Source organism: Sphingomonas crocodyli (assembly GCF_004005865.1).
Taxonomy (GTDB): domain Bacteria; phylum Pseudomonadota; class Alphaproteobacteria; order Sphingomonadales; family Sphingomonadaceae; genus Rhizorhabdus; species Rhizorhabdus crocodyli.
Genome location: NZ_SACN01000001.1, coordinates 2,989,101 through 3,011,903 on the forward strand (window position 1 = coordinate 2,989,101; position 22,803 = coordinate 3,011,903).

Genomic DNA, 22,803 nt, shown 5'->3' on the forward strand with positions numbered 1-22,803 from the left:
ACCGGAACAAGAGACATTGCATCGCACACAGCATGCAGGTAAGAAGGTCGTCGCCTGTTTCGGGGGGAAACAAGCCTGAACGGGATTGGGACCGTTCACGCCACTGATTTTGAAAACTTCCGGAGATTCCGATCATGAAGAAGATCGTTGCCCTTTCGCTGATCGCCGCTGCGTCGCTTTCGGTCGCCGCTTGCAAGAAGACCGAAGCCCCGGTCGCCAACGACACCAACGTCGTCGAGAACTCGACCGAAGTCGTCGAAGACTCGAACGCGGCGATGGCCGACACCAACGCTGTCGCGGTGGACAACGCTTCGAACGCGATGTGATCTCGCTGGCGCCGCCTCGCGCGGCGCCGGAAGATTTGGGAAAGGGCCGCGCCTCCGGGCGCGGCCCTTTTCTTTTGGTCTGGTGAAGATCCTCCCCGGCGCGGGGAGGTGGCGCCGAAGGCGACGGAGGGGGCTGGCCACAAGCGGCTCGCTTTGCCTCCCGCCCCCTCCACCGCTTCGCGGTCCCCCTCCCCGTTCCGGGGAGGATTTTAGATCACCGCATCACCGGCTGGCTGACGAGCAGCGCCTCGTTCGAACAGGCGGCGCCGTCGGTGATGGGTGCGCTTTTGGCCAGCGCGGTCAGTTCCGCGCGTGAGGCGATGACTGCATCGTCATAGGCTCGCTCGGTCCGCACCACGTCCAGCACCGAACTCGCCGCCATCCGCCCCGCCTCGATCGCGCTGGCGTTATGCGATCCGCACACCACCCGGCTTTCGCCAAAGGCCCGCGCCCGCGCCAGGATCGGCGCGGCCTGCTTGTGCAGCACCTCGGCCAGGATCAGCCCCCACGTCCAGCCGCGCGTCGCATGGCCCGACGGGTAATCATAAGAGCGCGCAAGATTCGCGACCGGCTCGCACACCTCGCCCTGATCGATCTGGAACGGCCGCTGGCGGCGGTAGAACGCCTTGACCTTGCCGACCGCCTCCTCCGCATCGATCGTCGCCTTCTCGATCAGTGCGGCGGTCTTCGGTGCGGTCTGCGGCGTCATGCGGATGCCCGCTGCGCAGCTGAAATCGCGCATCATCGCCGCGCTGTCGCCCGCCAGATCGTTGACCGCCATGTCCCAGCGCGGCGTTCCTTTCAGCGCACGGGTGAGCTTGAAGATCTCGCGATCGGCAACCCCGCGCGGCTCATCCTTGATCGGGGCCGGCGGCAGGACGTCGATCAGGTCGAAATAGCCGCTCGGCAGGAAGCCCTTCGGCCCCGCATCCTGCGCGACCACAACCATCGGTATCGCGGCCAGCGCAGCCGCCGCGCCGCCGATCATCCAGCCCTTCATTGATCTCTCCCCTGTTGCCGGCGCAGACTGCGCGCGGGCGCGGCCTCTGGTCAACGCCATAGATCCTCCCCCGGAGGGGGAGGGGGACCGCCCGAAGGGTGGTGGAGGGGTAGTTGCCACAAACGGGCCGATCGCTGGTGGAGAATACCCCTCCACCAGCTGCGCTGGTCCCCCTCCCCCTCCGGGGGAGGATTTCAATCAGCCCTTCGAATAATATTCGGCGTAGGCGCGGTCGGGACGATAGCTGTAGCCATAATCGTCCGAGACCAGGGTGGTGTCGTAGCGGTTGAGCACGGTGCCGATGCACGGCGCGGGCGACAGCAGGCGGAAACTGTCGCGCACCTGCTTGCGGGTGGTGACGCCATCCTCGACGATCATCAGATAGGCGTCGATCTTCTGCGAGATCACGACCGCATCGTCATTGGCGAAGACCGGCGGCAGATCGCAGATGCAGATCGTGTTGTCGGGCAGCTGGCGCATCGCGGCGATCAGCGCGTCCATCCGCGCGGAGCCGACCAGTTCGTCCGACGCGGCATCGTTCGGATAGCTGGGGAAGATCGTCAACTGTTCGCCCTCGATCGTGCGCGCCACCTGCTGCAGATCCGAGATCGTACCGTCTAGGAAGTGCGAGATGCCGAACTTGCCCGACAGCGCGAAATTCTGCGCGATCGTCGAACGCCGCAGGTCGAAGTCGAACAGATAGGTGTGAAGCTCGGGCTGGCGCGCCAGCGAGGCCGCAAGGTTCGACGCGACGAACGACTTGCCAACGCGCGGCGCGGGCGAGGTCACGCCGATCAGCTTCCACCCCTTGGCCTTCGCGATGCGCAGCACCTGCGCGCGCAGCAGATTGAACGGGCGCGAGCGGATATCGCGGCTGTCGAAGCCATAGACGCCATTCTTGCGCAGCCGTTCGAACGCCGAGGGGCGTCCGGCGGAGCCGACCACCGGAAAGACGGGTTCGTCACGCTGCGCGGGTTCGTAGCTCATGCGGTCGCGCGATCCTTACGCTTGAACAGCTGCCACCAGCGCCGCTTGGGCGCCGACGAACGGCCATTGCCCTTGATCGTAGGTATCACGACCAGCGGCCCGACCCCCAACAGATTCTGGAGCGACGCCGTTCCCCGGATCGGGCGCATGAACAATTCGATCAGCAGCGCGAGCATCACGCCGCCGAACGTGCCCAGCGCAATGCCGCCACCGATCAGCAGCGGGCGATTGGGCGAGGACGGGCGATCGGGCAAGGTCGGCGGATCGACGAGGACGAGGCGATCGCCGCGCTGCTCGATCTCCATCTTCTGCGCCGCTTCGGCCGCCATCAGGCTGGCCTGCACCTTGTCATAGCTCTGGCGGAAGCCATCGGCGCGGCCCTGAAGCTGGCGAAGCTGTTCCTCGATCAGCGGGGCGGACGCCTGCGCCGACATCGTCGCACTGGCGCGCGCATTTTCCGACGAACGCTGCGCATTCAGCGCCGCGATCGCGCGGTTGTTGTCGGCGATCTGCTTGCTCGACAGCGCATTGGGCGTCGTCTTGGTCGCAACAGACTTCGCCAGCGCCCGCGCCTCGACCACGCGCTGCTCGGCCGCGATCACGTCGGGGTGATTGTCCGAATAGAGCGCCTTGGCGGCCGCCAGCTGCGCTTCGGCCTTGGCCAGATTGTCGTCGCCCGCGGTCGCCATGCCGCTGGCTTTGGCCATCAGATCGGTATTTTCGCGCTGCAGCCCCGAAATCTGGATGTCGTAGCTGCTGGTGTTCGGCACGTAACCGCCCAGCCGCGAGAGCGCGAGGCCGTTGCGGCTCTTGATCTGTTCGATCTGCGCCTCGACCTCGGCCGCCTTGATCTGGATGCCCTGCGCCTGATCGCGCAGGAAATTGACCGTGGCGTTCGCCTGTTCGTTCAGCTGGCTCGAATCGATGCGCAGCAGCCGCTGGGTGAACTCCTGCGTCACCGCCTGCGCCTTGGCGGCGTCGTCATAGGTGAAGCTGATCGCGAAGGCGATCGTGTTGGATCGGTTGCGCGCGGCCGGCGCAAAGTCCGACGCGACGGGGACGATATCGGTGTCCTTGCGCATCTTTTCGATGATCTGCGACAGCGGCTGGCTGCGCCGTTCATTGAGGTAGAGCGCGTTGTTCTGGATGATCTCGATCAGCTCGGGCCGGCTCAGCACCTGCTGTTTGATCTTGGCCAGCCGCTGATCGATCATGTCGCTGGCGGGCGAATTGGCAATGTCGTCGGGCAGATCCTTCGACTGCACAACGATCGTCGCCGACGATTGATAGCGCGTCGGCAGCGCGAAGGCGAAGGCCAGGCCCGCAATCTCACACGCGAACATCGGCGCCAGCACGAACCATTTTCGCTGGATCAGGATCGACGGCAGATAGCCGAGGAGGCCCTCGTACAGCTCCTGATCGGCGTTGGGCAGGCCCGCTTCGGTCATCAGGATCGCGGCAGGATCAGGGTGGCGCTGATTTCGCCGCCGACGTCGGCCTTGGTGTCGAAGCGGCTGTTGGTCACGCCGCCGCGATTGCCGAACACGTCGCGATAATGCGCATCGGCCCCGACGACGACATTCGGGAACAGCTTGTAATCGAGGCCGCCCTGCACCGATGCGAACCGGCGCTTGCCGATGGCGAAGGCCTGGCTCTCGCTCTGCGAGAAGCTGCCGCCGCCGTTGAAGCCAAGCCGCTCGGTCAACTGCTGGTGCATGTTGAACGCCAGCTGGTCGCGCGTGACCGTGCCGCCGAAGCCGGATGCGCTCACCTGACGCGACGCCGAGAAGCAGAAATTGTTCACGCGGCCGCGATGGCAAAGATCGGCGGTACCGGCCCAGCCGGTATTGCGCTGATCGTTCCCTGCCCCCGGAATCTTCAGGTCGGTGAAGGAGACGCCCAAGGACGCATCGAAGGACCAGGTTTCGGAAAAGCTGGTCGAAAAGGTCACGTTCGGCTGCATCACCAGCGTGTCGAGGCCGGGCGTGTCGTAGCTGATATGATAGACGGTGCCGCTGACGCCGATCTTGGTCTTCTCGCTGATCGCGCGCTGATAGCCGACCGTGCCGCCCAGATTGTCCGAATCCGAACCGGCCACGCGGCCCGGAAAGCGCGTGAACGCCGCCGATGCATTGCCGGTGATCGTATCGCGCGGCGAGACCTGCCAGCTATAGCCGCCCGACGCCTGCAGCGTGTTGCTGCGCTGGCGCGTGCCGATCAGGTTGACGTCGGTATCGTCGATGGGCAGCGAACCCGGCGCGCCGGCAATGTCGTCATTGCCCTGGCCGATGATGCGGCTGTCGTAGCGCAGCCCGCCAAAGACATCGAGGGTGGGGCTGAGCTTCTGCTTGACGTCCAGTCCGCCGCCATAGCCGCTGACGCCGTCATAATTGCGGAAATATTCGGTGCGGTCGTAATTGCCGCGCAGGACGACGCTGCCCTTTTCCGTCACCCATGTCAGCGACGGATCGATGCTGCCCGTGACCGATCCGGACGCCAGGTCATTGCCCGCCGACAGAAACGGATTGCTCGAATAGCCCAGCCGGACCGACGTTTCGACGGCCGCCTTCACGTTCGCGGCCATTGCCGGCGTCGCAAGCCCCGCCAGTGCCACCACGATCGCGGCAGCGCCCGTCCGATATGCCCCCATCGTCATCATCATGGAACGACCACCACATCCCCGCTCTGAAGCTCGACAAGACCGCTCTGGAGATCCGCCTGCGTGGGCGATCCCTTCATCGCGCTGTCGAGCTTGACGTCGATCACCGTGAGCTGCGCACCGCGCTTACGGTAGATCTTGACCTTGGAAAGATCCGCGAACTCGGTCGGGCCGCCGGCGACGCTGACCGCTTCGAGGACGTTCATATAATGGCCGGGCGTGAAGCTGCCCGGCGCCTTGACGCGGCCGGCCACCGAAAAGCTCAGGCCCGCAGGGTTCTTCACCGCCACGGTGACGCGCGGCACGCCGTTGCGATACTGATCCGCCAGCCCTGCGGTGATCACGGTTTCCAGATCGGACGGCAGCTTGTTCAGCGCATCGATCCGGCCGACCAGCGGGAAGGAGACGCTGCCGTCGGGCAGCACCTTCAACGCGCGCTGGAGCCGTTCGTCGCCCCACACATAGACTTCGATCTCGTCACCCGGATTGATGCGATAGGGCTTCAAGGGGGACGGCGCGACGGGCGCATCCGACACGGCGGCGACCGCCGCGCTGGTCTGCGCGAGCGCGGGCGCGGCCGAAAGCCCCGCCAGCATCGCTGCAAAGATCGCCCCAACCACCGGCTTACGCATCACACACATCATCCCGCTGCTCGTGTCCCGGCAGCCGTCCCATAAGGGGACATCGCCGGAACCCAATCCCACGTTCCATTTCCGTCTGCCTGAAAAGGCTGCTGTCGCAAAACGGAAAAACGGCGCGGGAGCCTGCCATTTAGCAAAGGATTGTTAATTCCGGGTTGATGCAACCCGATGGGCACATTTTCAGCGCCGAAGCGGGTAAAAATCGAGTGATGCGGCGCTGGTGCGGGCGGAGGGGATCGAACCCTCAAGAGCCTTGCGGCCCGACGGATTTTCACACCACTTCGGCTTTCGCCGCCGCCTGCGCGCATGCGCCGACGTTCGTGGTCCGGACTATCCCTTCGCCCTATCCGAAGACGTAGGCGCTGCCCGTCTAGTCTCTACACCTTCCGCAGGAGCATGCCCCTGCGGCTTGGCTCGGGATTACCAGGAACCTGAAGGCTTCCCCGAATTTGAGCAGTTCTGCATCGCGGGTTTCCCCGCGAGCACCCGATTTGGTTCAAGTCCGTTGCGTCTACCAGTTTCGCCACGCCCGCCAGCGCCGCGGCCGCGCCATAGCGCGGTGCGGACGCCTGCGCCAAGCCCCATCAAACGTTGAGGCGCGCGCGCATCTCCTTGCCCGGCTTGAAATAAGGTACGCGCTTGGCCTCCACCGACACCGCGTCGCCGGTGCGCGGATTACGCCCCTGACGGGCTTCGCGTGCCCGTGTCGAGAAAGCGCCGAAGCCGCGCAGCTCGACGCGCCCGCCTTCAGCAAGCCGTTGCGAAATCGCCTCAAAGAACGTCGTCACGATCTTTTCGACCTCCTTGGGCGAAAGATCGGGATTATCCCGTGCCAGCAATTCGACCAGTTCAGACCTGATCATGCCATGATTCCCCTCAAACCATGCCGTTCCAACACATGTCCTCACATGCGCGTGTTGCATTCGATCGCCCCGGAACGGCATTCCCCCCGCCGTCGTTGCGTCGATTGCTCAGTTTAGCGAGAAAACATGACGCAAATCAATGGATCGCGCGGCGGCTGCTTGCGCGCTTTGCGACGAAAATCTAGATTCTGGCGGATTTCCGTGCTCCGGGGGGATATTGGATGCGCAACCGTTTGATTTCGGCCGTCTTTGCCGCTGCGATTCTGGCGCCTGTCGCGCCTGCCGCCGCGGCTCCGTTGCCCAAACCGCCGATCTTCGGCGTGTGCGCGGCCTGCCATAAGGTCGACAAAGGCGCGCCCAACGGGATCGGCCCGAATCTCTTCGGCATCGGTGGCGAGACGGCGGGCGCGGTGCCCGGATTCGCCTTTTCGCCCGCGATGAAGAAATCGGGGATCAAGTGGACCCGCGCGAACCTGATCAAGTTCATCCAGTCGCCGCAGGCCACCATACCCGGCACGCGCATGCCCTTCATGGGCCTGAAGAACCCGCAGTCGGCCGAACAGGTCGCGGACTATATCCTCAGCCTGAAATGATCCGCGACGCCCTCCCCGGCCCAAATCGGGGAGGGCGCGCATCGCATCACCACACCGGATTGGACGTCGCCCGATCCGAGAGCGGTTCGACGAAGCCGTCGAGTGCCTTGCCGACGCCATAGACCGCATCGAGCGTCTTCTGGCTCGCGCCGCCCAGATAGGCGCCGTTATACATCACGCCCGAAATCGGGCCGCCTGTGATCTTGCCGATATGGTCCATCACCTGATCGAACGACATCTTGCCGGGGGCGAGCTGGCTGGGCGCGCTCAGCGTCGCGACCGGATTGCCGCATGCGTCGATCAGCGATCCGGCGAAGGTCATCCCCGCCAGCGGTGAGGCATTGATCTGATCGACCAGCGACGTGGCAGGCTGCGCCGCGCGGGCCGCATCGAGCGAGGCCTGGAACTGCCCGACCTCGACCGGCGACAGCTGCGCCTCGATCGATGCCTGCAGCGCCTGCGCGGCCGCAGGATCGACCATCGATTCGACGGCGGCGAGTTGCCCCGCGAGTGCGGCGGTATCGACGCCGACAGCAGTCGTCGCATTGTCGACCATGCTCTCCGCAACCGCATCGACCGCATTGGCCTGCGACGCCGCATCCGCCGCCGAGGATGCGCCTGCGCCCGAGCTTCCGCCTACGCCACCGACGCCGCCTACCGAGCCGCTGTCGTCGCTCATTTCGCTTCTCCACGCTGTTTAACGAGGATGAAAGATAGGCACGACAGCGGCTTAGCGCCCTAGTCGGATCGCTTATCCAGCCGCCCCTCCCCCTTCGCTACGGTCATCGGATCAGTAGCGGAGCAGGATATATGACCCTTCCCCTGAGCCAGGTCGGCGGCACCTCCACCAGCGACCTCCTCGCGCGGCAGCCGACTGACAGCAGCGATCCCGCGCTGCTCGCGGCCAATCTCGTCGCCGGCGCCGGCACCTCGACCGGCGTCGATCTCGCCAAGGTTCATGCCGGCATTGCCGAGATTGCGGCCAGCGATCCCGCGCTCGCCCAGGCGACGCATGGCGAAGTCGCGGCGCGGCTGAACCCGGTCGATGCGGGCCATTTCCTGTCGGGCATCTTCGACAAGATCGGCGATGCGCTCCGATCGATCGTCGACAAGATCGGGGAGATGATCGAGGACGCGTCGACCCACGGCGCCAACGGGCAACCCGCGACCACCGGGCCGCAGCTTGCCACCCCCGCCGATCCGGCTTCGGCGCCGTCGTCGATCAACTTCTCGCGCACGCTGCAGGCCGGCTTCGACAAGCAGTGGGACAACAGCTTCCCCAGCGGCAGCGCCAAGGAACAGGGCGGCACCCTCTTCTTCGACAAGAAGAGTGGTGAGATCGTGATGCTCAACGTCGGCGGCCACGGCAGCACGCCGGGCACCTTCACACCCGATTATACCAACCCCGATCCTTCCCGTTATCAGTTGCTCGGCGTGTTCCACACCCACCCCTATGATTCGGGGGATACCGGCATTTCGTTCAGCGGCGCCGATGTCGCGGTGATGATCAACGAGGGCCACAATCTGATCATGGCGCAGAGCGGCGATCGGCAGTTCGTGATGATGCGCACCGATCAGACGCCCGCCAATGTCGACTATACCGCGCTCAACAATGCGCAGAACGCGCGGATCAGCCAGCTGGTCGGCGAGGGCAAGAGTTTCGCCGACGCCGCGAGCCAGGCGTCGAGCGAACTCGCAACCAAATATCATCTCGCTTATTATGAAGGTTCGAATGGGAACCTTACGCGCATCAATCCCTGATCCGGGCCGCGCGGCGATCATCGCCGCGCTGATGATGCTGCCGGCCTGCGGGCAGGCGGCGCCGACCCAGACCAAGCAAGAGGCTTCGAAGATGGCGACAGTTCAGACTGACAATCCCGCGACCAAATATGCCGCCGAAGGCCATCTGGCCCTCGCGAACGGCGATTATGCCGCCGCAGACACCGCCTTCGATCAGGCGATCGCCACGATCGGCGATTCCTATGTCGATACCCACGCGCTCGACGATACCGGCATGCAGTTGATCCTCGCCGACTCCAAATCGAAGAAAGGCGATCACGCCGGGGCCGCGAAGCTGAAGGCGCAGATCGTCAAATCGCGGCTCGCGCAACTGGCCGCCAAACAGCACTGACGGCCCCGGCGGCCGTCAGTCCGCCTGCACCCGCGTATAGATCTGCCCGCGGTTCAGCCGCTCGGTGAGCGCCAGCTTCCGCAGCTGCGCGCGGATCGCCGCGCGGCTGGCCGCGAAATCGGGGGACGTTGATAGATCGTGCCGCATGGCGCACCTCCTTGGTTGCGCCCTTATGGCCCGCCGCTCTGATCGATAGAAACGCATACATAGGATCAGAGTGATCGATACTATCGTTTAACGTGCGATCTCGTAACTGACCGTGATCTGCGCGCGGGTCTCGATGGGGCGCAGTTTCACGTCGATCGGGATGGGCGGCGGCGGAGGCGGTGCGCTCGGCGTGATCGTCACCGCCCTTTGCGCCGTCACATAAAGTTCCTGGGTTCCGCCCGCGACCTGATCGCGGATCGTCGCCACCTCACCCAGCTTGACGCCGGCGCCCGTCGCCACAGTTTCCGCGCGCTGCCTTGCGTCCTTCATCGCCTCAACGGCGGCGCGGCGCTGTGCCGCCTCAGGATCGGCGAGCGCGAAGTTCGTCACGCGTGCGTCGCTCGCGCCCAGCCGCCCGGCAAGCCCGGCCGCCGTTGCGATCTTGTCGACCGTGCGAGTCCGCACCTGCCCCTGAATGAAGGCGATATAGCCAATGACGGCGCACGCCCCGCGGCTCAGCGTGCTGGCGGCGCCGAAAGGCGGGCGTCCGTCGTTGCAGGCCCGATCGCGGACCTCGGTCACATTGACGTTGCTGGTCGTGATATCGGTGGTGGATCCGAGCAACGCCATCAGCCCGCTGGTCAACGCCTTCTGACGAGCCACCAACGCGCTGGCGGCCGCATCCGCATTGTCCCCTTCGCCCCGCAGCGTGAAATCGAGCATCGCGACATCAGGCTGCGTACGATCAATGCCGACGCCGACTACGGTGATCAGGCGCTGCGGCGCATTGTCCTGCGCCATCGCGGGTGTCGCGGCGAGCGCGCCCAGCATGAGAATCCAGCGCTTCGACATCGACATCCCCTATTTTATGCGAATGATTCGCAATACCTAGCATGGTGCGCGGGGAATGCGACAGGGGCGCGACGACAAACAAAAAGGGCGCCGGATCGCTCCGACGCCCTCCTTGTTTCTAACGGACCAGCCGATTAGCTGGCGTCGTTCTTGGCCTTGAGCGCCGCGCCCAGGATGTCGCCGAGCGACGCACCCGAGTCCGACGAGCCGTACTGCGCAACGGCCTGCTTCTCTTCGGCGATCTGCATCGCCTTGACCGAGAAGGTCGGCTTCTTCGAACGATCGAAGCCGGTGACCATCGCGTCGAACTTCTGGCCGACCTGGAAACGCTCCGGACGCTGTTCGTCGCGGTCGCGGCCGAGGTCGCCACGCTTGATGAAGCCGATCGCGCCATCGTCGCCGGCCTGGACTTCCAGACCGCCATCGGTGACGGCCATGACCGTGATCGTGACGATCGCGTTCTTGTTCAGGCCCGAACCGCCGGCCGAAGCGCCACCCGCCGCGACACCGCCGCGCTCGAGCTGCTTGATGCCGAGCGAGATACGCTCCTTCTCCGAATCGATGTCGAGGACGATCGCCTTGACGGTCTCACCCTTGTGGTGAAGCGCCAGAGCTTCTTCGCCCGACACGCCCCAGGCGATGTCCGACATGTGGACCATGCCGTCCACGTCGCCGTCCAGGCCGATGAACAGGCCGAACTCGGTGGCGTTCTTGACTTCGCCTTCGACGGTCGAACCGATCGGGTGACGCTCGGCGAAGCTCTCCCAGGGGTTGTTGACCGCCTGCTTGAGGCCCAGCGAGATGCGGCGCTTGTCGGCGTCGACCTCGAGGATGACCACGTCGACTTCCTGCGAGGTCGAAACGATCTTGCCCGGATGGACGTTCTTCTTGGTCCAGCTCATTTCCGAAACGTGGACCAGGCCTTCGATGCCCGGCTCCAGCTCGACGAACGCGCCGTACTCGGTGATGTTGGTCACGCGGCCGGTGAACTTGCCACCGATCGGATACTTGGCGCCGGCGCCTTCCCACGGATCGCTCTCGAGCTGCTTCATGCCCAGCGAGATGCGCTGCGTGTCCTTGTTGATGCGGATGATCTGCACCTTCACGACGTCGCCGATGTTGATCATCTCGTTCGGATGGCCAACGCGCTTGTAGCTGAGGTCGGTGACGTGCAGCAGGCCGTCGATGCCGCCCAGATCAACGAACGCACCATAATCGGTGATGTTCTTGACGACGCCTTCGATCACCTGGCCTTCATGCAGCGACTGGATCAGGCCCGAACGCTGTTCGGCGCGGGTCTCTTCCAGAACGGCGCGGCGCGACACGACGATGTTGCCGCGGCGGCGATCCATCTTCAGGATCTGGAACGGCTGCGGGATATCCATCAGCGGGGTGACGTCGCGCACCGGACGGATATCGACCTGCGAACCCGGAAGGAACGCGACTGCGCCGTTCAGGTCGACGGTGAAGCCGCCCTTCACGCGGCCGAAGATCACGCCTTCGACGCGCTTGCCTTCGCCGAACTCGCCTTCCAGCTTGTCCCAGGCGGCTTCGCGGCGGGCGCGGTCGCGCGACAGCATCGCTTCGCCGTGGATGTTCTCGACGCGGTCGACATAGACCTCGACTTCGTCGCCGACCTTCAGGTCAGCCTTCTGGCCGGGGGCCGCGAACTCGCGGAGGGGAACACGGCCTTCGGACTTCAGGCCGACGTCGATGACGGCCAGATCATTCTCGATGCCGGTGACGGTGCCCTTGACGACGCGGCCTTCAAAGCCTTCGCCCTCGCCGAGGGTCTGATTGAGGAGAGCCGCGAAATCGTCGCGGGTCGGGTTGGCGGCAGTTGCCATAAAAGAGGTTCCTACGTTCGTTTTTCCGGCCGCCCGGTTGGATCCGGGGGTCTTGGAGGCCAGAAAGCCATGCGGGCCCCATGCCCGACACGGCATCCGCAGAACGGCTGCGATCGCGGAAGCCGGGGCGAGATTCGCTCCAAACGGAAAAGGCGCGCCAAGGGACCGGCTATTGTCACCGTCCCCCTGTCACGCCTGCGATAGCCGCTGGTTTAGCGGTCTGCCGTCCTGGCTTCCACGAGCGAAATCGCCCGTTGGACGGCGGCGTCTATACTCAGATCGCTGGTATCCAGCAAGTCCGCATCCTCCGCCTGTCGCAGCGGTGCGGCGGACCGTCCGGAGTCGCGTTCGTCGCGCGCCAATATGTCGGCCAGGACGCTGTCATACGTCACCCCCTGCCCCATCGCGTCCAGCTCGCGAAAGCGGCGCTGAGCGCGCACCTGCGACGTGGCGGTGACGAACAATTTGGCCGACGCATCGGGCGCGATCACCGTGCCGATATCACGCCCGTCGAGCACCGCGCCGCCATCCTGCATCGCGAAATCGCGCTGCCGCTGCAGCAGCGCCTCGCGCACCTGCGGATGCGCCGACACGATCGACGCGGCCTTCCCCGCCGCCTCGGTCTTGAGCGCAGGATCGTCGAGCAGCGCCGGATCGAACTCGCAGGCCCGCAGCGCATCGGCGGCATCGCCCGGATCGCCGCCCGCGCGCGTCACCGACACCCCGACCGCGCGATAGAGCAGCCCCGTGTCGAGATGCGGGAGGCCATAATGCTTCGCCAGCGCCTTCGCGATCGTCCCCTTGCCCGACGCCGCTGGGCCATCCACCGCAATGATCACGCTACGTCCGCCCCCAAAGCCTTCATCAAATCCACGAAACCCGGAAAGCTGGTCGCGACCGGCGCCATATCGTCGATCGTCACGTCCGCCTTCGACACCAGCCCCGCCACCGCGAAGCTCATTGCGATCCGGTGATCGAGCCGCGCGGCGATCGTCGCACCGCCGGGCAGCGTCTCGCCCCCAGTGCCGTCGATGATCATCCCGTCCTCGAGTTCCTCGACCCGCGCGCCGATCGCGCGCAGCCCTTCGGCCATTACCGCGATCCGATCCGATTCCTTGACGCGCAGCTCCTCCAGCCCACGCGCGATCGTCCGCCCTTCGGCCAGCGCGGCGGCGACGAACAGCACCGGATATTCGTCGACCATGCTCGCGACCGTCTCGACCGGGGTTTCGATGCCCTTGAGCGTCGATCCGCGCACGACGATGTCGGCCACCGGCTCGCCGCCCACCTCACGACGGTTGGCGAACTCGATGTTGCCGCCCATCATCCGCAGCACATCGAACAGAGCCGCACGGGTCGGGTTCAGCCCGACATTGGTCACGGTCACATGCGATCCCGGCACCAGCAACGCCGCGACCACCGGGAATGCCGCCGAAGACGGATCGCCCGGCACCACGATATGCTGCGGCTTCAGCTCGGCCTCGCCCCGGATCGAAATGATCCGCGTCGTTCCGTCCAGCTCCACCGACAGATCGGCGCCAAAGCCCTTGAGCATCCGCTCGCTATGATCGCGCGTCGGCACAGGCTCGATCACGCGGGTGATCCCCGCCGTATTAAGGCCCGCCAGCAGCACCGCCGACTTCACCTGCGCCGATGCGACCGGCAGGCGATATTCGATCGGCACCGCCGGGCTGATCCCCCGCATCGTCAGCGGCAGGCGGCCGCCGGGGCTGGTCGTGAAATCAGCGCCCATCAACGACAGCGGTTCGATTACGCGCCCCATCGGCCGCTTCGACAGCGAAGCGTCGCCGGTGAACGTCGCAGTGATCGGGTGGCTTGCGACCAGGCCCATCAGCAGGCGGGTCGACGTGCCCGAATTGCCCATCTCGATCGCCGTCTCGGGCTGCAGCAGGCTGCCGACGCCCACGCCGTGGATCCGCCAGCGCCCGTCATCGCCGCGCGTGATCTGCGCCCCCATCGCGCGCATCGCCGCGGCGGTGGCCAGGACGTCCTCGCCCTCCAGCAGCCCTTCGACCACGCTTTCGCCCACTGCAAGCGCGGACAGCATCAGCGATCGGTGCGAGATCGACTTGTCGCCCGGAACCGCGACCGTGCCGGTCAGCGGACCGTTGCTGCGAAACGCCATCGGCGTGGGATTGGAGCCATGCATGATGGGGCGGGCTTTTGACAGCGGCCCTACGCTATGGCAAGGCGCGCGACGTTTCCGCGTTTCGACATCGTCGGGGCATGCGGACCTTCGTTTTCTGCTGGAGTTATCTGACCGTGGTGAAACCGGAATGGGGCACCAAGCGGGTCTGCCCGAAATGCGGCACTCGCTTCTACGATCTGGGCAAGGAAGACCCGGTGGCCTGCATCGAATGCGGCACCCTTTGGGAACCCGAACCCTTCCTGAAGTCGAAGCAGCCGCTGCCGTTCGACGCGCCGAAGAAGGAAACGCCGGAGCGCCAGGATTCGGACCTGTCCGATGACGAGGATCTGGATATCGACGAGGACGCCGAACAGAATCCGGACGACGATGTCGATCTGGGTGGCGACGACGATATCGGTCTGTCGACCGACAACGACGACGACGAGAATTGATTCTGGCCCGCGGGCGGCCGCCTTCCGGGCGCCGTCCGCGGATTTTTTCGCAAGGGTGCAAAAGCCTCTTGCAGCCATCCGCGCCCTGACCTAAAGGGCGCCCTCCGCTGCCTCCCAGGGCGGCGCGACGAATGGAACGGGGCCGTAGCTCAGCTGGGAGAGCGTCGCAATGGCATTGCGAAGGTCAGGGGTTCGATCCCCCTCGGCTCCACCATTTCTCTCAATATGCGATGGTATTGACCTCTTCGATTCCAGCTTGATAGTAGCTGTGAAAGTGGTCCCGTTTTGCCCTCCCCAACACAGGCCTAGGAGCGAAGTAATGCAGTGCGCAATACTCTGCGGAGGCCTGGGCACGCGGCTTGGCTCATTGACCGCCGACACTCCAAAGCCCCTCCTCGCAGTTGATGGCCAACCGTTTCTGGAAAATTTAGTCTTCGAGCTAGGTCGGCAGGGTGTACGCAAATTATTGTTGCTAGCGGCCTTCCGCTCCGAACAGATTGAAGCCTTCGCTGCCAATTCAATCGCTGCCAAGCGCTTCGCGATGGATATTGATGTTGCGGTTGAACCAGAACAAGCTGGCACAGGGGGCGCACTCTGGCATGCGCGAGCGCAGTTGGATGATCGCTTTTTCTTACTAAATGGCGACACCTGGTTCGATATACCGATCTTGCAATTATGGTCCGCCATGAATCAGGCGGCACCAGACACGCTTGGCGCGATAGCCCTTCGACAAGTTGAAGATGCATCCCGCTATGGGGCAGTTGAAGTTGATGGGCTATTATTAACGGCATTTCACGAGAAACACCCTAAAGCCGGCCCCGGCTACATCAACGGTGGCGTCTATTGCTTGTCGAAGGATATAATAAATTTTGGCGGACCACAATCTTCGCTAGAAATCGATACATTAGCCAATTTAGCTCCCCAGCAAAAATTGCTCGGAATTCGTTTTGACGGCGCCTATTTCATAGACATCGGTATACCCGAAACATATGAAAGAGCGCAGATCGAGATACCAGCGCAACGCCGTCGACCCGCCGTATTTCTTGATCGCGATGGCGTTATCAACGAAGATCTAGCCTACGTTGGATCCCGCGACCGCTTTAGGCTCATAACCGGAGCAGCCTCCGCAATAGCGCGACTAAATCTAGAGCATTATTACGTCTTCGTAGTAACCAACCAGGCCGGTATTGGCCGCGGATATTACAGCGAAAGTGACCACCTTGACGTCATGCTCTATCTTGGTGAGCAATTGGCTCTCGAAGGAGCCCATATCGACGATCACCGCTACTGCGCTTATCATCCAGACGCTACCGTAGAGCAGTTTCGGGGCACACACCCCTGGAGAAAGCCAGAACCGGGCATGCTGCTGGACATCATGACGCATTGGCCAATTAACGCCGAAGAGAGCTTCATTGTTGGAGACCGCGATTCAGATCTCGCTGCAGGCATAAATGCTGGAATCGATGGCCACCTTTTCCCAGGCGGAGACTTAAGAACTTTTATAGATGAAGTTCTGCGTGATAGAAAATTACGGATTCCAGAAAATACTTAGAATATTTCTAAATATTAACGTCAATTAATTCTACATACCACCCGATTTCCGATTCTCATTTTTATGGATTAGTCATGCTAAATAACAAATCCAGCACGATCAATTACAATGTTGGCACGAGCAGGTGCATAAACGGTAAGAGCGTTGTAGAAACAGAATTTAATCGCGATGGCCACGCCATATACGGGCCCTACCTCCCCCTATCCTCCGGACAATATTATGCCGAATTCAATATCTACCCCATAGATTTGAATGATTTACATGATGACGAGGTCGTAGCAATCCCCGATATATCTATTGATGGAGGAGCTGCGAGTATTTCCTCTGAACAGATCACAGCAAAATTGCTTAGAACGGGGAAAACTAGATTTACTCTGAATTTCACCCTCGAGAAAAAGGCTGTGGTTGAGTATCGGGTATGGGTTCCAGGGAAGGCGAGGCTCGAAATTGAATCCTATTGCCCCGTGGCTGCCGCAGGTTCAGATCCTGAAAAAATTCGGTTTCCGAAGATAACAGCACATGCTCCAGCTATTTTTCAGGAACAAAAACTACGACTTCGGCAACTCTATGAATCAGGATTTTCCATTGAAATATTGCAGAATTCGTTAATCTTGCAAAGAGATGGAATTCGATTCTGGATAGATCAAAGCGACGATCTTCACCTTATCGATGAGATATTTGTTGAGCGAGTCTATAATTTCGAAAGCGATCGACCAGCCGTAGTTGTAGATGTAGGGATGAATCTTGGGCTTGTATCATTGCAGTTTGCAAAAAATTCTTCTGTAAAGAAAGTTTACTCTTTCGAGCCATTCCCTTCCACATATTCTCGGGCATTGCGTAATATTGCCCTAAACCCCGACCTCAGTTCAAAAATTATACCCGCCAATGTAGGCATCGGCGATATCGAGGGCCCATTGACAATCAATATTGTCGACAACGGCGACTCAGGGGCTCAATCAACAAGGGATTCGGGAGAAAACGGAACTCCTATTGAACTCGAAATGGCTCTGGCATCTTCTCTGTTCAATAAGATTGCAGATGAAAACCCTGAATGTGACCTCATCGCAAAAATCGATTGCGAGGGAGCTGAGTTTGGAATTTTTGATGTGATCACACGAGCCGAGCTTTGGAGCCGTATTTCCGCTGTCATGGTAGAGTGGCACCACGCCATACCAGGAAAATCGGGCGAAGATCTTATCGCACCTTTAAAGAAGGCAGGCTTTTTAGTGTTTGATAGATCACCGCACACTCTTGTCCACAATGGCAACGGCTTTTTCTACGGAGTGAGAAAAGCTCCCCACGCAGCAGCATAGAATCCTAGCATCATGGGCATCATATCTTACGCGCAGAACTTCGAAGACGTCATTTTATGGCGCGCGCTCGGCCACATTGAAAATGGCACATATATCGATGTCGGCGCCCACCACCCCGACATCGACTCTGTGAGCAAGGCATTTTATGATCGCGGCTGGCGCGGCATTCATGTCGAGCCCGGGCCCAGCGTCGCGCAGCTTTTGCGTGAGAAGCGGCCGGGTGACACTGTCATCCAAGCCATGATTTCCGATGTGCGGGGCGTTCACCCCTTTTATGAAACGCCAGGCGGTGGATTATCGACGGCCGACGGGGCCGTCGCGGATTTCCATGTTGCGCATGGCAATGCGCCGGTTTCACCGACCAATGCAGTGTCCCTAACACTGGACGATATTCTAGACCAGGCGCAGGATAGCGATATCCACTGGCTGAAGATCGATGTCGAAGGCTTCGAACGCCAAACACTAGCATCGTGGCAGAATTCGCCAAAGCGGCCCTGGATTGTCGTCATCGAAGCGACATATCCAAAAACGCGAACCCCAACCTTCGGCGAATGGCAAGACCTCATTTTAGCCAAAGGCTACTCACTTGCCTATGATGACGGCCTCAATCACTTTTATTTGAGTAACGAACATCCGGAACTGAGCGATCATTTGCGCCAGCCGCCGAATGTATTCGACGAGTTTCAGGTAAATCCGAGTGGGTCCTCCCTTTTTTCTAAAGACATGAAGGATTTTTTCGAGTCTGAGATATTTTGGCGGGGCGATCGCATCGTTGAATTGGAGAAAGAGCTTGCAGAAGCTCGCTGCCATCTCGCCGACAGCGAGCAGCGTGGGAATGATCAGACGGCGATCCACGAAAAGCTCAATCAGGATATACGGGAAGCGAGCGAGCGCGCAGACCATCTGGCTGGGCGCCTGACGCACGAAACCGAACGCGCGGATCAGCTCATCGCCCGCCTCCTCAACCAGGAAGCGTCTCACGCTCAATTGCTCCATCGGGAAGTCGAACGCACCGATCAGTTGATGGCCCAACTATTGAGCCAGGAAACCGCTTATAGCGATTTGCTTAGCCGCGAAACCGCACGCGCCAACCGACTAGCAGGGGAATTGTCGACGCGCATCGACCAGGCGCACAGTGCGACGGCGATTTTAGCGACTACGTTGGGCAATATCGTGGCGTCGACCGCGCGAAACCGCTGGCGGCCTTGGCCTTTGCGCGCATTTACACATGGAGTTCGACTGCCCCCTGTGCAGCTACCGATCACAAACTCGGCATTCGGGGGCATAGGCACGCCACTCTCACTCAGCCAAGTGATGTCGTTGCCCCAAGAGCAGTTTCTCCAAAGCGCGTACCTGCTCATCCTGGGACGCGATATCGATCAACAGGGCCAGATACATTATGGGGAAAGGCTGAGGAGGTCGGGCATCTCCAGACGCCATGTGCTTGTCGAACTTGCACGCTCGCGCGAAGCGTTGCGCCGGCGCTCCGGAGCCGACCTCGATGGGCAATCAGATGAAGCGTTTATTGATGCCATTTATCCTAGGCTGCTCGGGCGCGCCGCCGATGTCGAAGGTCAACAGCATTTTCTGAAGCGGCTTCGCCAAGGCATTTCTCGTGCTACTGTCATGTCCGACCTCAGAAAGTCCGCCGAAGGACGCCGGCACAGCGCCAAGTTCGACGACGAACTGGAAACGCTAGTTCTGCGCAGGACCAGCCTGTTTGGCTGGAGGGCCTGGCTCCGCCCCTCGCCGGCCACCCCGCTCGATACAACTCTTCAGCCCGCCGCACCGCATGCGACGTCGGACTTGGCCGGCGTTCATGAAGCGCTCAACCAAATTCGGAAGGCGCTTGACGATGAAGCTCAGCTTCGGCTCAATGCAGACAACGAGACAGCAACATCGATGCAGGATCAAATCCGGCTCTTGGCAGCGGCATTAGAGGGCGCGCACTCTCGGCAATAGCTGTTAATCGCGGCCTTTAGACCCAGGAAACTTGCGTGAATAATTCCAATCCACTTACGGTTTCTATTGTAATTGCAACGGCAAATCGCGCCGTATCACTTGATAGAACGCTGCATAGTCTGCGCCAGCTACGCTATGAATGGTTCGAAGTGGTATTGGTCGATGGGTCCCCGGATGACGATACTAAGCAAGTAGCTGACAGACATAAGCACTTTGTGCGCTATTATCGCTGTCCTGAATTGAATATCTCCATGTCACGAAACATTGGCATCGCCCATGCGCGCGGAGATATTGTTGCATTCATCGATGACGATGCGATCCCCGAACCGGATTGGCTCGATCGACTGCTGACCGGATACGAAGATCCCAGCGTTGCGCAGGTAGGTGGCTTCATCCGGGATTATCGCGGTATAGACTATCAATGCCGCTACGTGACGTTCGACCGATTGGGCGATGGCACGCATCATGAAGACATCGAAGACGTCGTTCTAGATGATAGCCGCTTCCTTGCGTTAACTGGCACCAATTTTTCAGCGCGCCGGAATCGCTTGATGGAGATCAACGGGTTCGACGAAGAGTATGCCTATTTTCTCGACGAGACAGATGTCACCGTTCGTTTGCATGATCGGGGCTGGACTTCGGCCATCATTCCCGATGCTGAAATCCATCATAAATACGAAGCCAGTCACATGCGGACGGCCACGCGCGTCCCGCGGACAATGTATCCCCAAATCCGTTCAAAGGCATATTTCTCTTGGGTCCACGGGCGGAAGAATCATGGGCTCGATGAGATTCTAAAATATCTAGCGCAGTTGATTGCAAAGGAGAGGGTGTGGAAAACTGATCTCTTTCATCACAATCATACTGACATGGAAACTGTCGCTCGCCTCATTGACGAAGTGGAGCGAGGTGCTCGCGATGGCCTGCGCGACGCTTTTTACTATGCTGGCCCGCGGGGTATATCTGGTGATCTTATCGAACAGGCCAAGGAATCCGTATTCAAGAAATACCCATTGCCTCTGAACAGAGAAGACCGTCTTCGCATTTGCTTTCTATCACAGGATTATCCCCCTGTGGGGAATGGCGGCATCGGCCAGTGGACTCGGGATATGGCAACCAGCCTTTCTGCACGAGGACATGAAGTAACTGTCATCTGCCGCAGTGAGACCGATTATCCCTATATCGATTTTGTCGATGGCGTATGGGTACATCGCATTGTTCAACAACCTTACGATCGCGCCACCTCCCCCATTTACGCACCAGCCCCGCACAGCCTGCTCCACTACAGCGGATCAGTTTTCGAAGAAATCATGCGCATTCAGGAGCACCGACAATTCCAGGTGATATGCGGTCCGATTTTTGATCTCGAGCCATTAGTGGCTTTGCGGGAATCCGGCATTCCGACGATCCTGAGCCTACATACTACGTACAAGTTGGTGCTTCCGCACAAACCCGAATGGATCAGCGATATCGCCTATAAAGCAGGGCACGTCGACGCGGCAATCGCGGCGGAAAAGGCCCTACTTGAGTCCGCACCTTTCATTGAATCGAACACCCATGCCGTCGTGGCAGATTTGGAAGACGCTTATGACGTGGCACTTCAATCAGATCGTGTGCAGGTGATCCACCGCGGCCTCCACGATTTGTCAAAAGGCGTCGAGCCATTCCCATCCAGCCCTGGAAACGTTCGATTGCTGTTTGTTGGCAGACTAGAGTTGAGGAAGGGAGCGGATCTCCTTTTGGATGCTCTTCCATCACTTTTGGAACAACACGCCAACCTTGTCGTCGACATCGTCGGCGATGATAGCGTCATTGTTGATGGACGAACATTGCGGGAGGCCTTTGAGGAACAGGCCAAAGCCAAGAATTTAGATCTGGAACGCGTATCTTTCCATGGTGCCGTTTCACGCGAGAACCTTCTTCGCCATTATGCAAGTTGCGATATTTTTGCAGCCCCCTCTCGTTACGAATCCTTTGGCCTTATCTTCGTGGAGGCGATGATTTTTTCCAAGCCGGTAGTCGGGATCGCCGTAGGGGGCGTACCCGAAGTCGTCACAAATGAGGTGGATGGCCTCTTAATACCAGTTGACGATAAAGATTTACTGACAAGTCAGATCAGTCGACTGATCGACAATCCCGAACTTCGAACGAAAATTGGAATGACGGGCCGAACTACTTTCGAAACACGCTTCCATATTGAAAGAATGCTCGACGAGAGTGAGGCTTACTATAAAAAAGTAAGCCAACGGGGCGCGAAATCACCTTCGGAGATAGGATAATGATTGTTCGAGCGCGCGCACCTCTTCGGCTCGGACTGGCGGGCGGAGGCACTGATGTGTCGCCATATTGCGACCAGTTCGGCGGCTATGTCCTGAACGCAACAATCGACCGCTATGCATATGCGACGCTTAGATTGACGGGCGATTCACACATCCACCTCAGCGCGACCGATCAGAATCGGACTGAAGTCATACCATTGACGAGCTATATTCCAATTGAAGGCGAATTACGCCTACACAAGGCCGTCTATAACGAAATAGTCAAAAGCTATAACGACGGAAAACCTCTACCCGTCAGCTTGACAAGCTTTTGCGATGCACCGACGGGATCTGGATTGGGGTCATCATCAACGGTATGTGTCGTATTAATTCGCGCTTTTGCCGAATTATTGAACATTCCTCTTGACGATTATGCGACTGCCCACCTTGCGTACAAAATAGAGCGGGTCGATTGCGGCTTGCAGGGAGGCCATCAAGATCAATACGCTGCGACATTCGGCGGATTCAATTTTATGGAATTTTATGCCGATGACCGAGTCGTCGTAAATCCTTTGCGCATAAAGGATTGGGTACTTTGGGAACTCGAAGCATCATTGCTTCTGTTTTATACCGGCGTATCTCGAGAATCCGCGAAGATTATTGCTCATCAGAGTGAGAATCTCTCAAAAGGCGTCGTCAAGACCGTAGATGCTATGCATGCCCTTAAAGAAGAGGCCGTACGGATGAAGGAGTGCATCTTACGAGGCAATCTAGATAATTTTGCCGAAACAATGCAGAAAGGCTGGGCGAGCAAGAAGAATCTTGCGGATTCGATCTCGAATTCACATCTCGATGAAATATTCGAATCGGCACTGTCCGCTGGCGCATATGCAGGCAAAATATCGGGCGCAGGGGGCGGCGGCTTCATGATGTTTTTTGTGCCACCCGAGCGTCGAATGGACGTAATATCAGTATTAAATCGCTATCCTGGACAAGTTAGTAATTGCCACTTTACCGAGAAGGGCTCGGAATCCTGGAAAGTACTATTCAACTAATCCAAACTTCCGATTA

General features: G+C 60.3%; 22 protein-coding genes and 1 tRNA gene. 11 read left to right on the forward strand and 12 right to left on the reverse strand.

What is annotated here, in order from left to right; translation table 11 throughout:
* The first annotated feature begins 134 nt into the window (after positions 1 to 134).
* Positions 135 to 326, forward strand: a complete 192-nt coding sequence (locus EOD43_RS14305; protein ID WP_127744497.1) for a circumsporozoite protein — start codon at positions 135 to 137, stop codon at positions 324 to 326.
* A gap of 214 nt (positions 327 to 540) precedes the next feature.
* Here EOD43_RS14305 and EOD43_RS14310 read toward each other — a convergent pair whose 3' ends face one another.
* From EOD43_RS14310 to EOD43_RS14335, 6 genes are all read right to left on the reverse strand, one after another.
* Entirely contained in the window at positions 541 to 1,326 is a 786-nt protein-coding gene (locus tag EOD43_RS14310) for an acid phosphatase (RefSeq protein ID WP_127744498.1), read from the reverse strand.
* Positions 1,327 to 1,524: 198 nt separating this feature from the next.
* Positions 1,525 to 2,313 (reverse strand): CpsD/CapB family tyrosine-protein kinase, encoded by a 789-nt coding sequence (locus EOD43_RS14315; protein WP_240653206.1) that lies wholly within the window; start codon positions 2,311 to 2,313, stop codon positions 1,525 to 1,527.
* Positions 2,310 to 3,761 (reverse strand): GumC family protein, encoded by a 1,452-nt coding sequence (locus EOD43_RS14320; RefSeq protein ID WP_127744499.1) that lies wholly within the window; start codon positions 3,759 to 3,761, stop codon positions 2,310 to 2,312. Before EOD43_RS14320 ends, EOD43_RS14315 begins: the two co-directional genes overlap by 4 nt.
* On the reverse strand, positions 3,761 to 4,963 hold the full coding sequence (locus tag EOD43_RS14325) for a hypothetical protein (RefSeq protein WP_127744500.1): 1,203 nt from the start codon (positions 4,961 to 4,963) through the stop codon (positions 3,761 to 3,763). Before EOD43_RS14325 ends, EOD43_RS14320 begins: the two co-directional genes overlap by 1 nt.
* An 8-nt stretch (positions 4,964 to 4,971) precedes the next feature.
* Positions 4,972 to 5,604: a polysaccharide biosynthesis/export family protein gene (locus EOD43_RS14330; RefSeq protein WP_127744501.1), complete on the reverse strand. Its 633-nt coding sequence runs from the start codon at positions 5,602 to 5,604 to the stop codon at positions 4,972 to 4,974.
* 593 nt (positions 5,605 to 6,197) lie between these two features.
* Positions 6,198 to 6,476 carry an integration host factor subunit beta gene (locus tag EOD43_RS14335; RefSeq protein ID WP_127744502.1) on the reverse strand — a complete coding sequence of 93 codons (279 nt, stop codon included), beginning with the start codon at positions 6,474 to 6,476 and terminating at the stop codon, positions 6,198 to 6,200.
* A gap of 221 nt (positions 6,477 to 6,697) precedes the next feature.
* On the opposite strand from EOD43_RS14335, the gene EOD43_RS14340 reads away from it, so the two are divergent.
* Positions 6,698 to 7,069: a c-type cytochrome gene (locus tag EOD43_RS14340; RefSeq protein WP_127744503.1), complete on the forward strand. Its 372-nt coding sequence runs from the start codon at positions 6,698 to 6,700 to the stop codon at positions 7,067 to 7,069.
* Between the two features lie 46 nt (positions 7,070 to 7,115).
* Here the strand turns inward: EOD43_RS14340 and EOD43_RS14345 are convergent, their stop codons facing one another.
* Positions 7,116 to 7,748: a hypothetical protein gene (locus tag EOD43_RS14345; RefSeq protein WP_127744504.1), complete on the reverse strand. Its 633-nt coding sequence runs from the start codon at positions 7,746 to 7,748 to the stop codon at positions 7,116 to 7,118.
* 131 nt (positions 7,749 to 7,879) lie between these two features.
* On the opposite strand from EOD43_RS14345, the gene EOD43_RS14350 reads away from it, so the two are divergent.
* Positions 7,880 to 8,830 (forward strand): hypothetical protein, encoded by a 951-nt coding sequence (locus EOD43_RS14350; RefSeq protein WP_127744505.1) that lies wholly within the window; start codon positions 7,880 to 7,882, stop codon positions 8,828 to 8,830.
* Complete coding sequence (locus tag EOD43_RS14355; RefSeq protein ID WP_127744506.1) at positions 8,802 to 9,200, forward strand: hypothetical protein; 399 nt, start codon at positions 8,802 to 8,804, stop codon at positions 9,198 to 9,200. Before EOD43_RS14350 ends, EOD43_RS14355 begins: the two co-directional genes overlap by 29 nt.
* A 15-nt stretch (positions 9,201 to 9,215) precedes the next feature.
* Here EOD43_RS14355 and EOD43_RS24060 read toward each other — a convergent pair whose 3' ends face one another.
* The 5 genes from EOD43_RS24060 to aroA all read right to left on the reverse strand — a co-directional run bounded on the left by EOD43_RS24060 (position 9,216) and on the right by aroA (position 14,216).
* On the reverse strand, positions 9,216 to 9,347 hold the full coding sequence (locus EOD43_RS24060) for a hypothetical protein (protein WP_276318193.1): 132 nt from the start codon (positions 9,345 to 9,347) through the stop codon (positions 9,216 to 9,218).
* 87 nt (positions 9,348 to 9,434) lie between these two features.
* Positions 9,435 to 10,199 carry an SIMPL domain-containing protein gene (locus EOD43_RS14360; protein ID WP_164857233.1) on the reverse strand — a complete coding sequence of 255 codons (765 nt, stop codon included), beginning with the start codon at positions 10,197 to 10,199 and terminating at the stop codon, positions 9,435 to 9,437.
* Positions 10,200 to 10,333: 134 nt separating this feature from the next.
* On the reverse strand, positions 10,334 to 12,046 hold the full coding sequence (gene rpsA, locus EOD43_RS14365) for a 30S ribosomal protein S1 (RefSeq protein WP_127744508.1): 1,713 nt from the start codon (positions 12,044 to 12,046) through the stop codon (positions 10,334 to 10,336).
* Between the two features lie 212 nt (positions 12,047 to 12,258).
* Entirely contained in the window at positions 12,259 to 12,885 is a 627-nt protein-coding gene (locus tag EOD43_RS14370; RefSeq protein ID WP_127744509.1) for a (d)CMP kinase, read from the reverse strand.
* Complete coding sequence (aroA, locus tag EOD43_RS14375; protein ID WP_127744510.1) at positions 12,882 to 14,216, reverse strand: 3-phosphoshikimate 1-carboxyvinyltransferase; 1,335 nt, start codon at positions 14,214 to 14,216, stop codon at positions 12,882 to 12,884. Before aroA ends, EOD43_RS14370 begins: the two co-directional genes overlap by 4 nt.
* Positions 14,217 to 14,329: 113 nt before the next feature.
* Here aroA and EOD43_RS14380 point away from each other — a divergent pair, with 113 nt between their 5' ends.
* The 7 genes from EOD43_RS14380 (at position 14,330) to EOD43_RS14415 (ending at position 22,787) form a co-directional block, all read left to right on the forward strand.
* Positions 14,330 to 14,647: a TIGR02300 family protein gene (locus EOD43_RS14380; protein ID WP_127744775.1), complete on the forward strand. Its 318-nt coding sequence runs from the start codon at positions 14,330 to 14,332 to the stop codon at positions 14,645 to 14,647.
* A gap of 138 nt (positions 14,648 to 14,785) precedes the next feature.
* A tRNA-Ala gene (locus tag EOD43_RS14385) sits at positions 14,786 to 14,861 on the forward strand.
* Positions 14,862 to 14,966: 105 nt separating this feature from the next.
* Positions 14,967 to 16,199 carry an HAD-IIIA family hydrolase gene (locus EOD43_RS23680; RefSeq protein ID WP_276318194.1) on the forward strand — a complete coding sequence of 411 codons (1,233 nt, stop codon included), beginning with the start codon at positions 14,967 to 14,969 and terminating at the stop codon, positions 16,197 to 16,199.
* A 74-nt stretch (positions 16,200 to 16,273) separates the two neighbouring features.
* Positions 16,274 to 17,512: an FkbM family methyltransferase gene (locus tag EOD43_RS14400; protein WP_127744512.1), complete on the forward strand. Its 1,239-nt coding sequence runs from the start codon at positions 16,274 to 16,276 to the stop codon at positions 17,510 to 17,512.
* A gap of 12 nt (positions 17,513 to 17,524) precedes the next feature.
* Positions 17,525 to 19,474, forward strand: a complete 1,950-nt coding sequence (locus tag EOD43_RS14405; RefSeq protein WP_127744513.1) for an FkbM family methyltransferase — start codon at positions 17,525 to 17,527, stop codon at positions 19,472 to 19,474.
* A 35-nt stretch (positions 19,475 to 19,509) separates the two neighbouring features.
* Positions 19,510 to 21,753 carry a glycosyltransferase gene (locus EOD43_RS14410; RefSeq protein ID WP_127744514.1) on the forward strand — a complete coding sequence of 748 codons (2,244 nt, stop codon included), beginning with the start codon at positions 19,510 to 19,512 and terminating at the stop codon, positions 21,751 to 21,753.
* Positions 21,753 to 22,787, forward strand: coding sequence for a GHMP family kinase ATP-binding protein (locus EOD43_RS14415; protein WP_127744515.1), 1,035 nt, complete (start codon positions 21,753 to 21,755; stop codon positions 22,785 to 22,787). Before EOD43_RS14410 ends, EOD43_RS14415 begins: the two co-directional genes overlap by 1 nt.
* Positions 22,788 to 22,803: the final 16 nt, after the last annotated feature.

What these genes read in the sequence shown, in the direction of transcription:
- EOD43_RS14335 (WP_127744502.1), bottom strand. Translation starts at nt 6,476, where the DNA reads ATGATCAGGTCTGAACTGGTCGAATTGCTGGCACGGGATAATCCCGAT.
- EOD43_RS14340 (WP_127744503.1), top strand. Translation starts at nt 6,698, where the DNA reads ATGCGCAACCGTTTGATTTCGGCCGTCTTTGCCGCTGCGATTCTGGCG.
- EOD43_RS14315 (WP_240653206.1), bottom strand. Translation starts at nt 2,313, where the DNA reads ATGAGCTACGAACCCGCGCAGCGTGACGAACCCGTCTTTCCGGTGGTC.
- EOD43_RS14400 (WP_127744512.1), top strand. Translation starts at nt 16,274, where the DNA reads ATGCTAAATAACAAATCCAGCACGATCAATTACAATGTTGGCACGAGC.
- EOD43_RS23680 (WP_276318194.1), top strand. Translation starts at nt 14,967, where the DNA reads ATGCAGTGCGCAATACTCTGCGGAGGCCTGGGCACGCGGCTTGGCTCA.
- EOD43_RS24060 (WP_276318193.1), bottom strand. Translation starts at nt 9,347, where the DNA reads ATGCGGCACGATCTATCAACGTCCCCCGATTTCGCGGCCAGCCGCGCG.
- EOD43_RS14360 (WP_164857233.1), bottom strand. Translation starts at nt 10,199, where the DNA reads ATGTCGAAGCGCTGGATTCTCATGCTGGGCGCGCTCGCCGCGACACCC.
- EOD43_RS14310 (WP_127744498.1), bottom strand. Translation starts at nt 1,326, where the DNA reads ATGAAGGGCTGGATGATCGGCGGCGCGGCGGCTGCGCTGGCCGCGATA.
- EOD43_RS14415 (WP_127744515.1), top strand. Translation starts at nt 21,753, where the DNA reads ATGATTGTTCGAGCGCGCGCACCTCTTCGGCTCGGACTGGCGGGCGGA.
- EOD43_RS14355 (WP_127744506.1), top strand. Translation starts at nt 8,802, where the DNA reads ATGGGAACCTTACGCGCATCAATCCCTGATCCGGGCCGCGCGGCGATC.
- EOD43_RS14405 (WP_127744513.1), top strand. Translation starts at nt 17,525, where the DNA reads ATGGGCATCATATCTTACGCGCAGAACTTCGAAGACGTCATTTTATGG.
- EOD43_RS14325 (WP_127744500.1), bottom strand. Translation starts at nt 4,963, where the DNA reads ATGGGGGCATATCGGACGGGCGCTGCCGCGATCGTGGTGGCACTGGCG.
- EOD43_RS14350 (WP_127744505.1), top strand. Translation starts at nt 7,880, where the DNA reads ATGACCCTTCCCCTGAGCCAGGTCGGCGGCACCTCCACCAGCGACCTC.
- EOD43_RS14345 (WP_127744504.1), bottom strand. Translation starts at nt 7,748, where the DNA reads ATGAGCGACGACAGCGGCTCGGTAGGCGGCGTCGGTGGCGTAGGCGGA.
- rpsA (WP_127744508.1), bottom strand. Translation starts at nt 12,046, where the DNA reads ATGGCAACTGCCGCCAACCCGACCCGCGACGATTTCGCGGCTCTCCTC.
- EOD43_RS14320 (WP_127744499.1), bottom strand. Translation starts at nt 3,761, where the DNA reads ATGACCGAAGCGGGCCTGCCCAACGCCGATCAGGAGCTGTACGAGGGC.
- EOD43_RS14305 (WP_127744497.1), top strand. Translation starts at nt 135, where the DNA reads ATGAAGAAGATCGTTGCCCTTTCGCTGATCGCCGCTGCGTCGCTTTCG.
- aroA (WP_127744510.1), bottom strand. Translation starts at nt 14,216, where the DNA reads ATGCATGGCTCCAATCCCACGCCGATGGCGTTTCGCAGCAACGGTCCG.
- EOD43_RS14330 (WP_127744501.1), bottom strand. Translation starts at nt 5,604, where the DNA reads ATGCGTAAGCCGGTGGTTGGGGCGATCTTTGCAGCGATGCTGGCGGGG.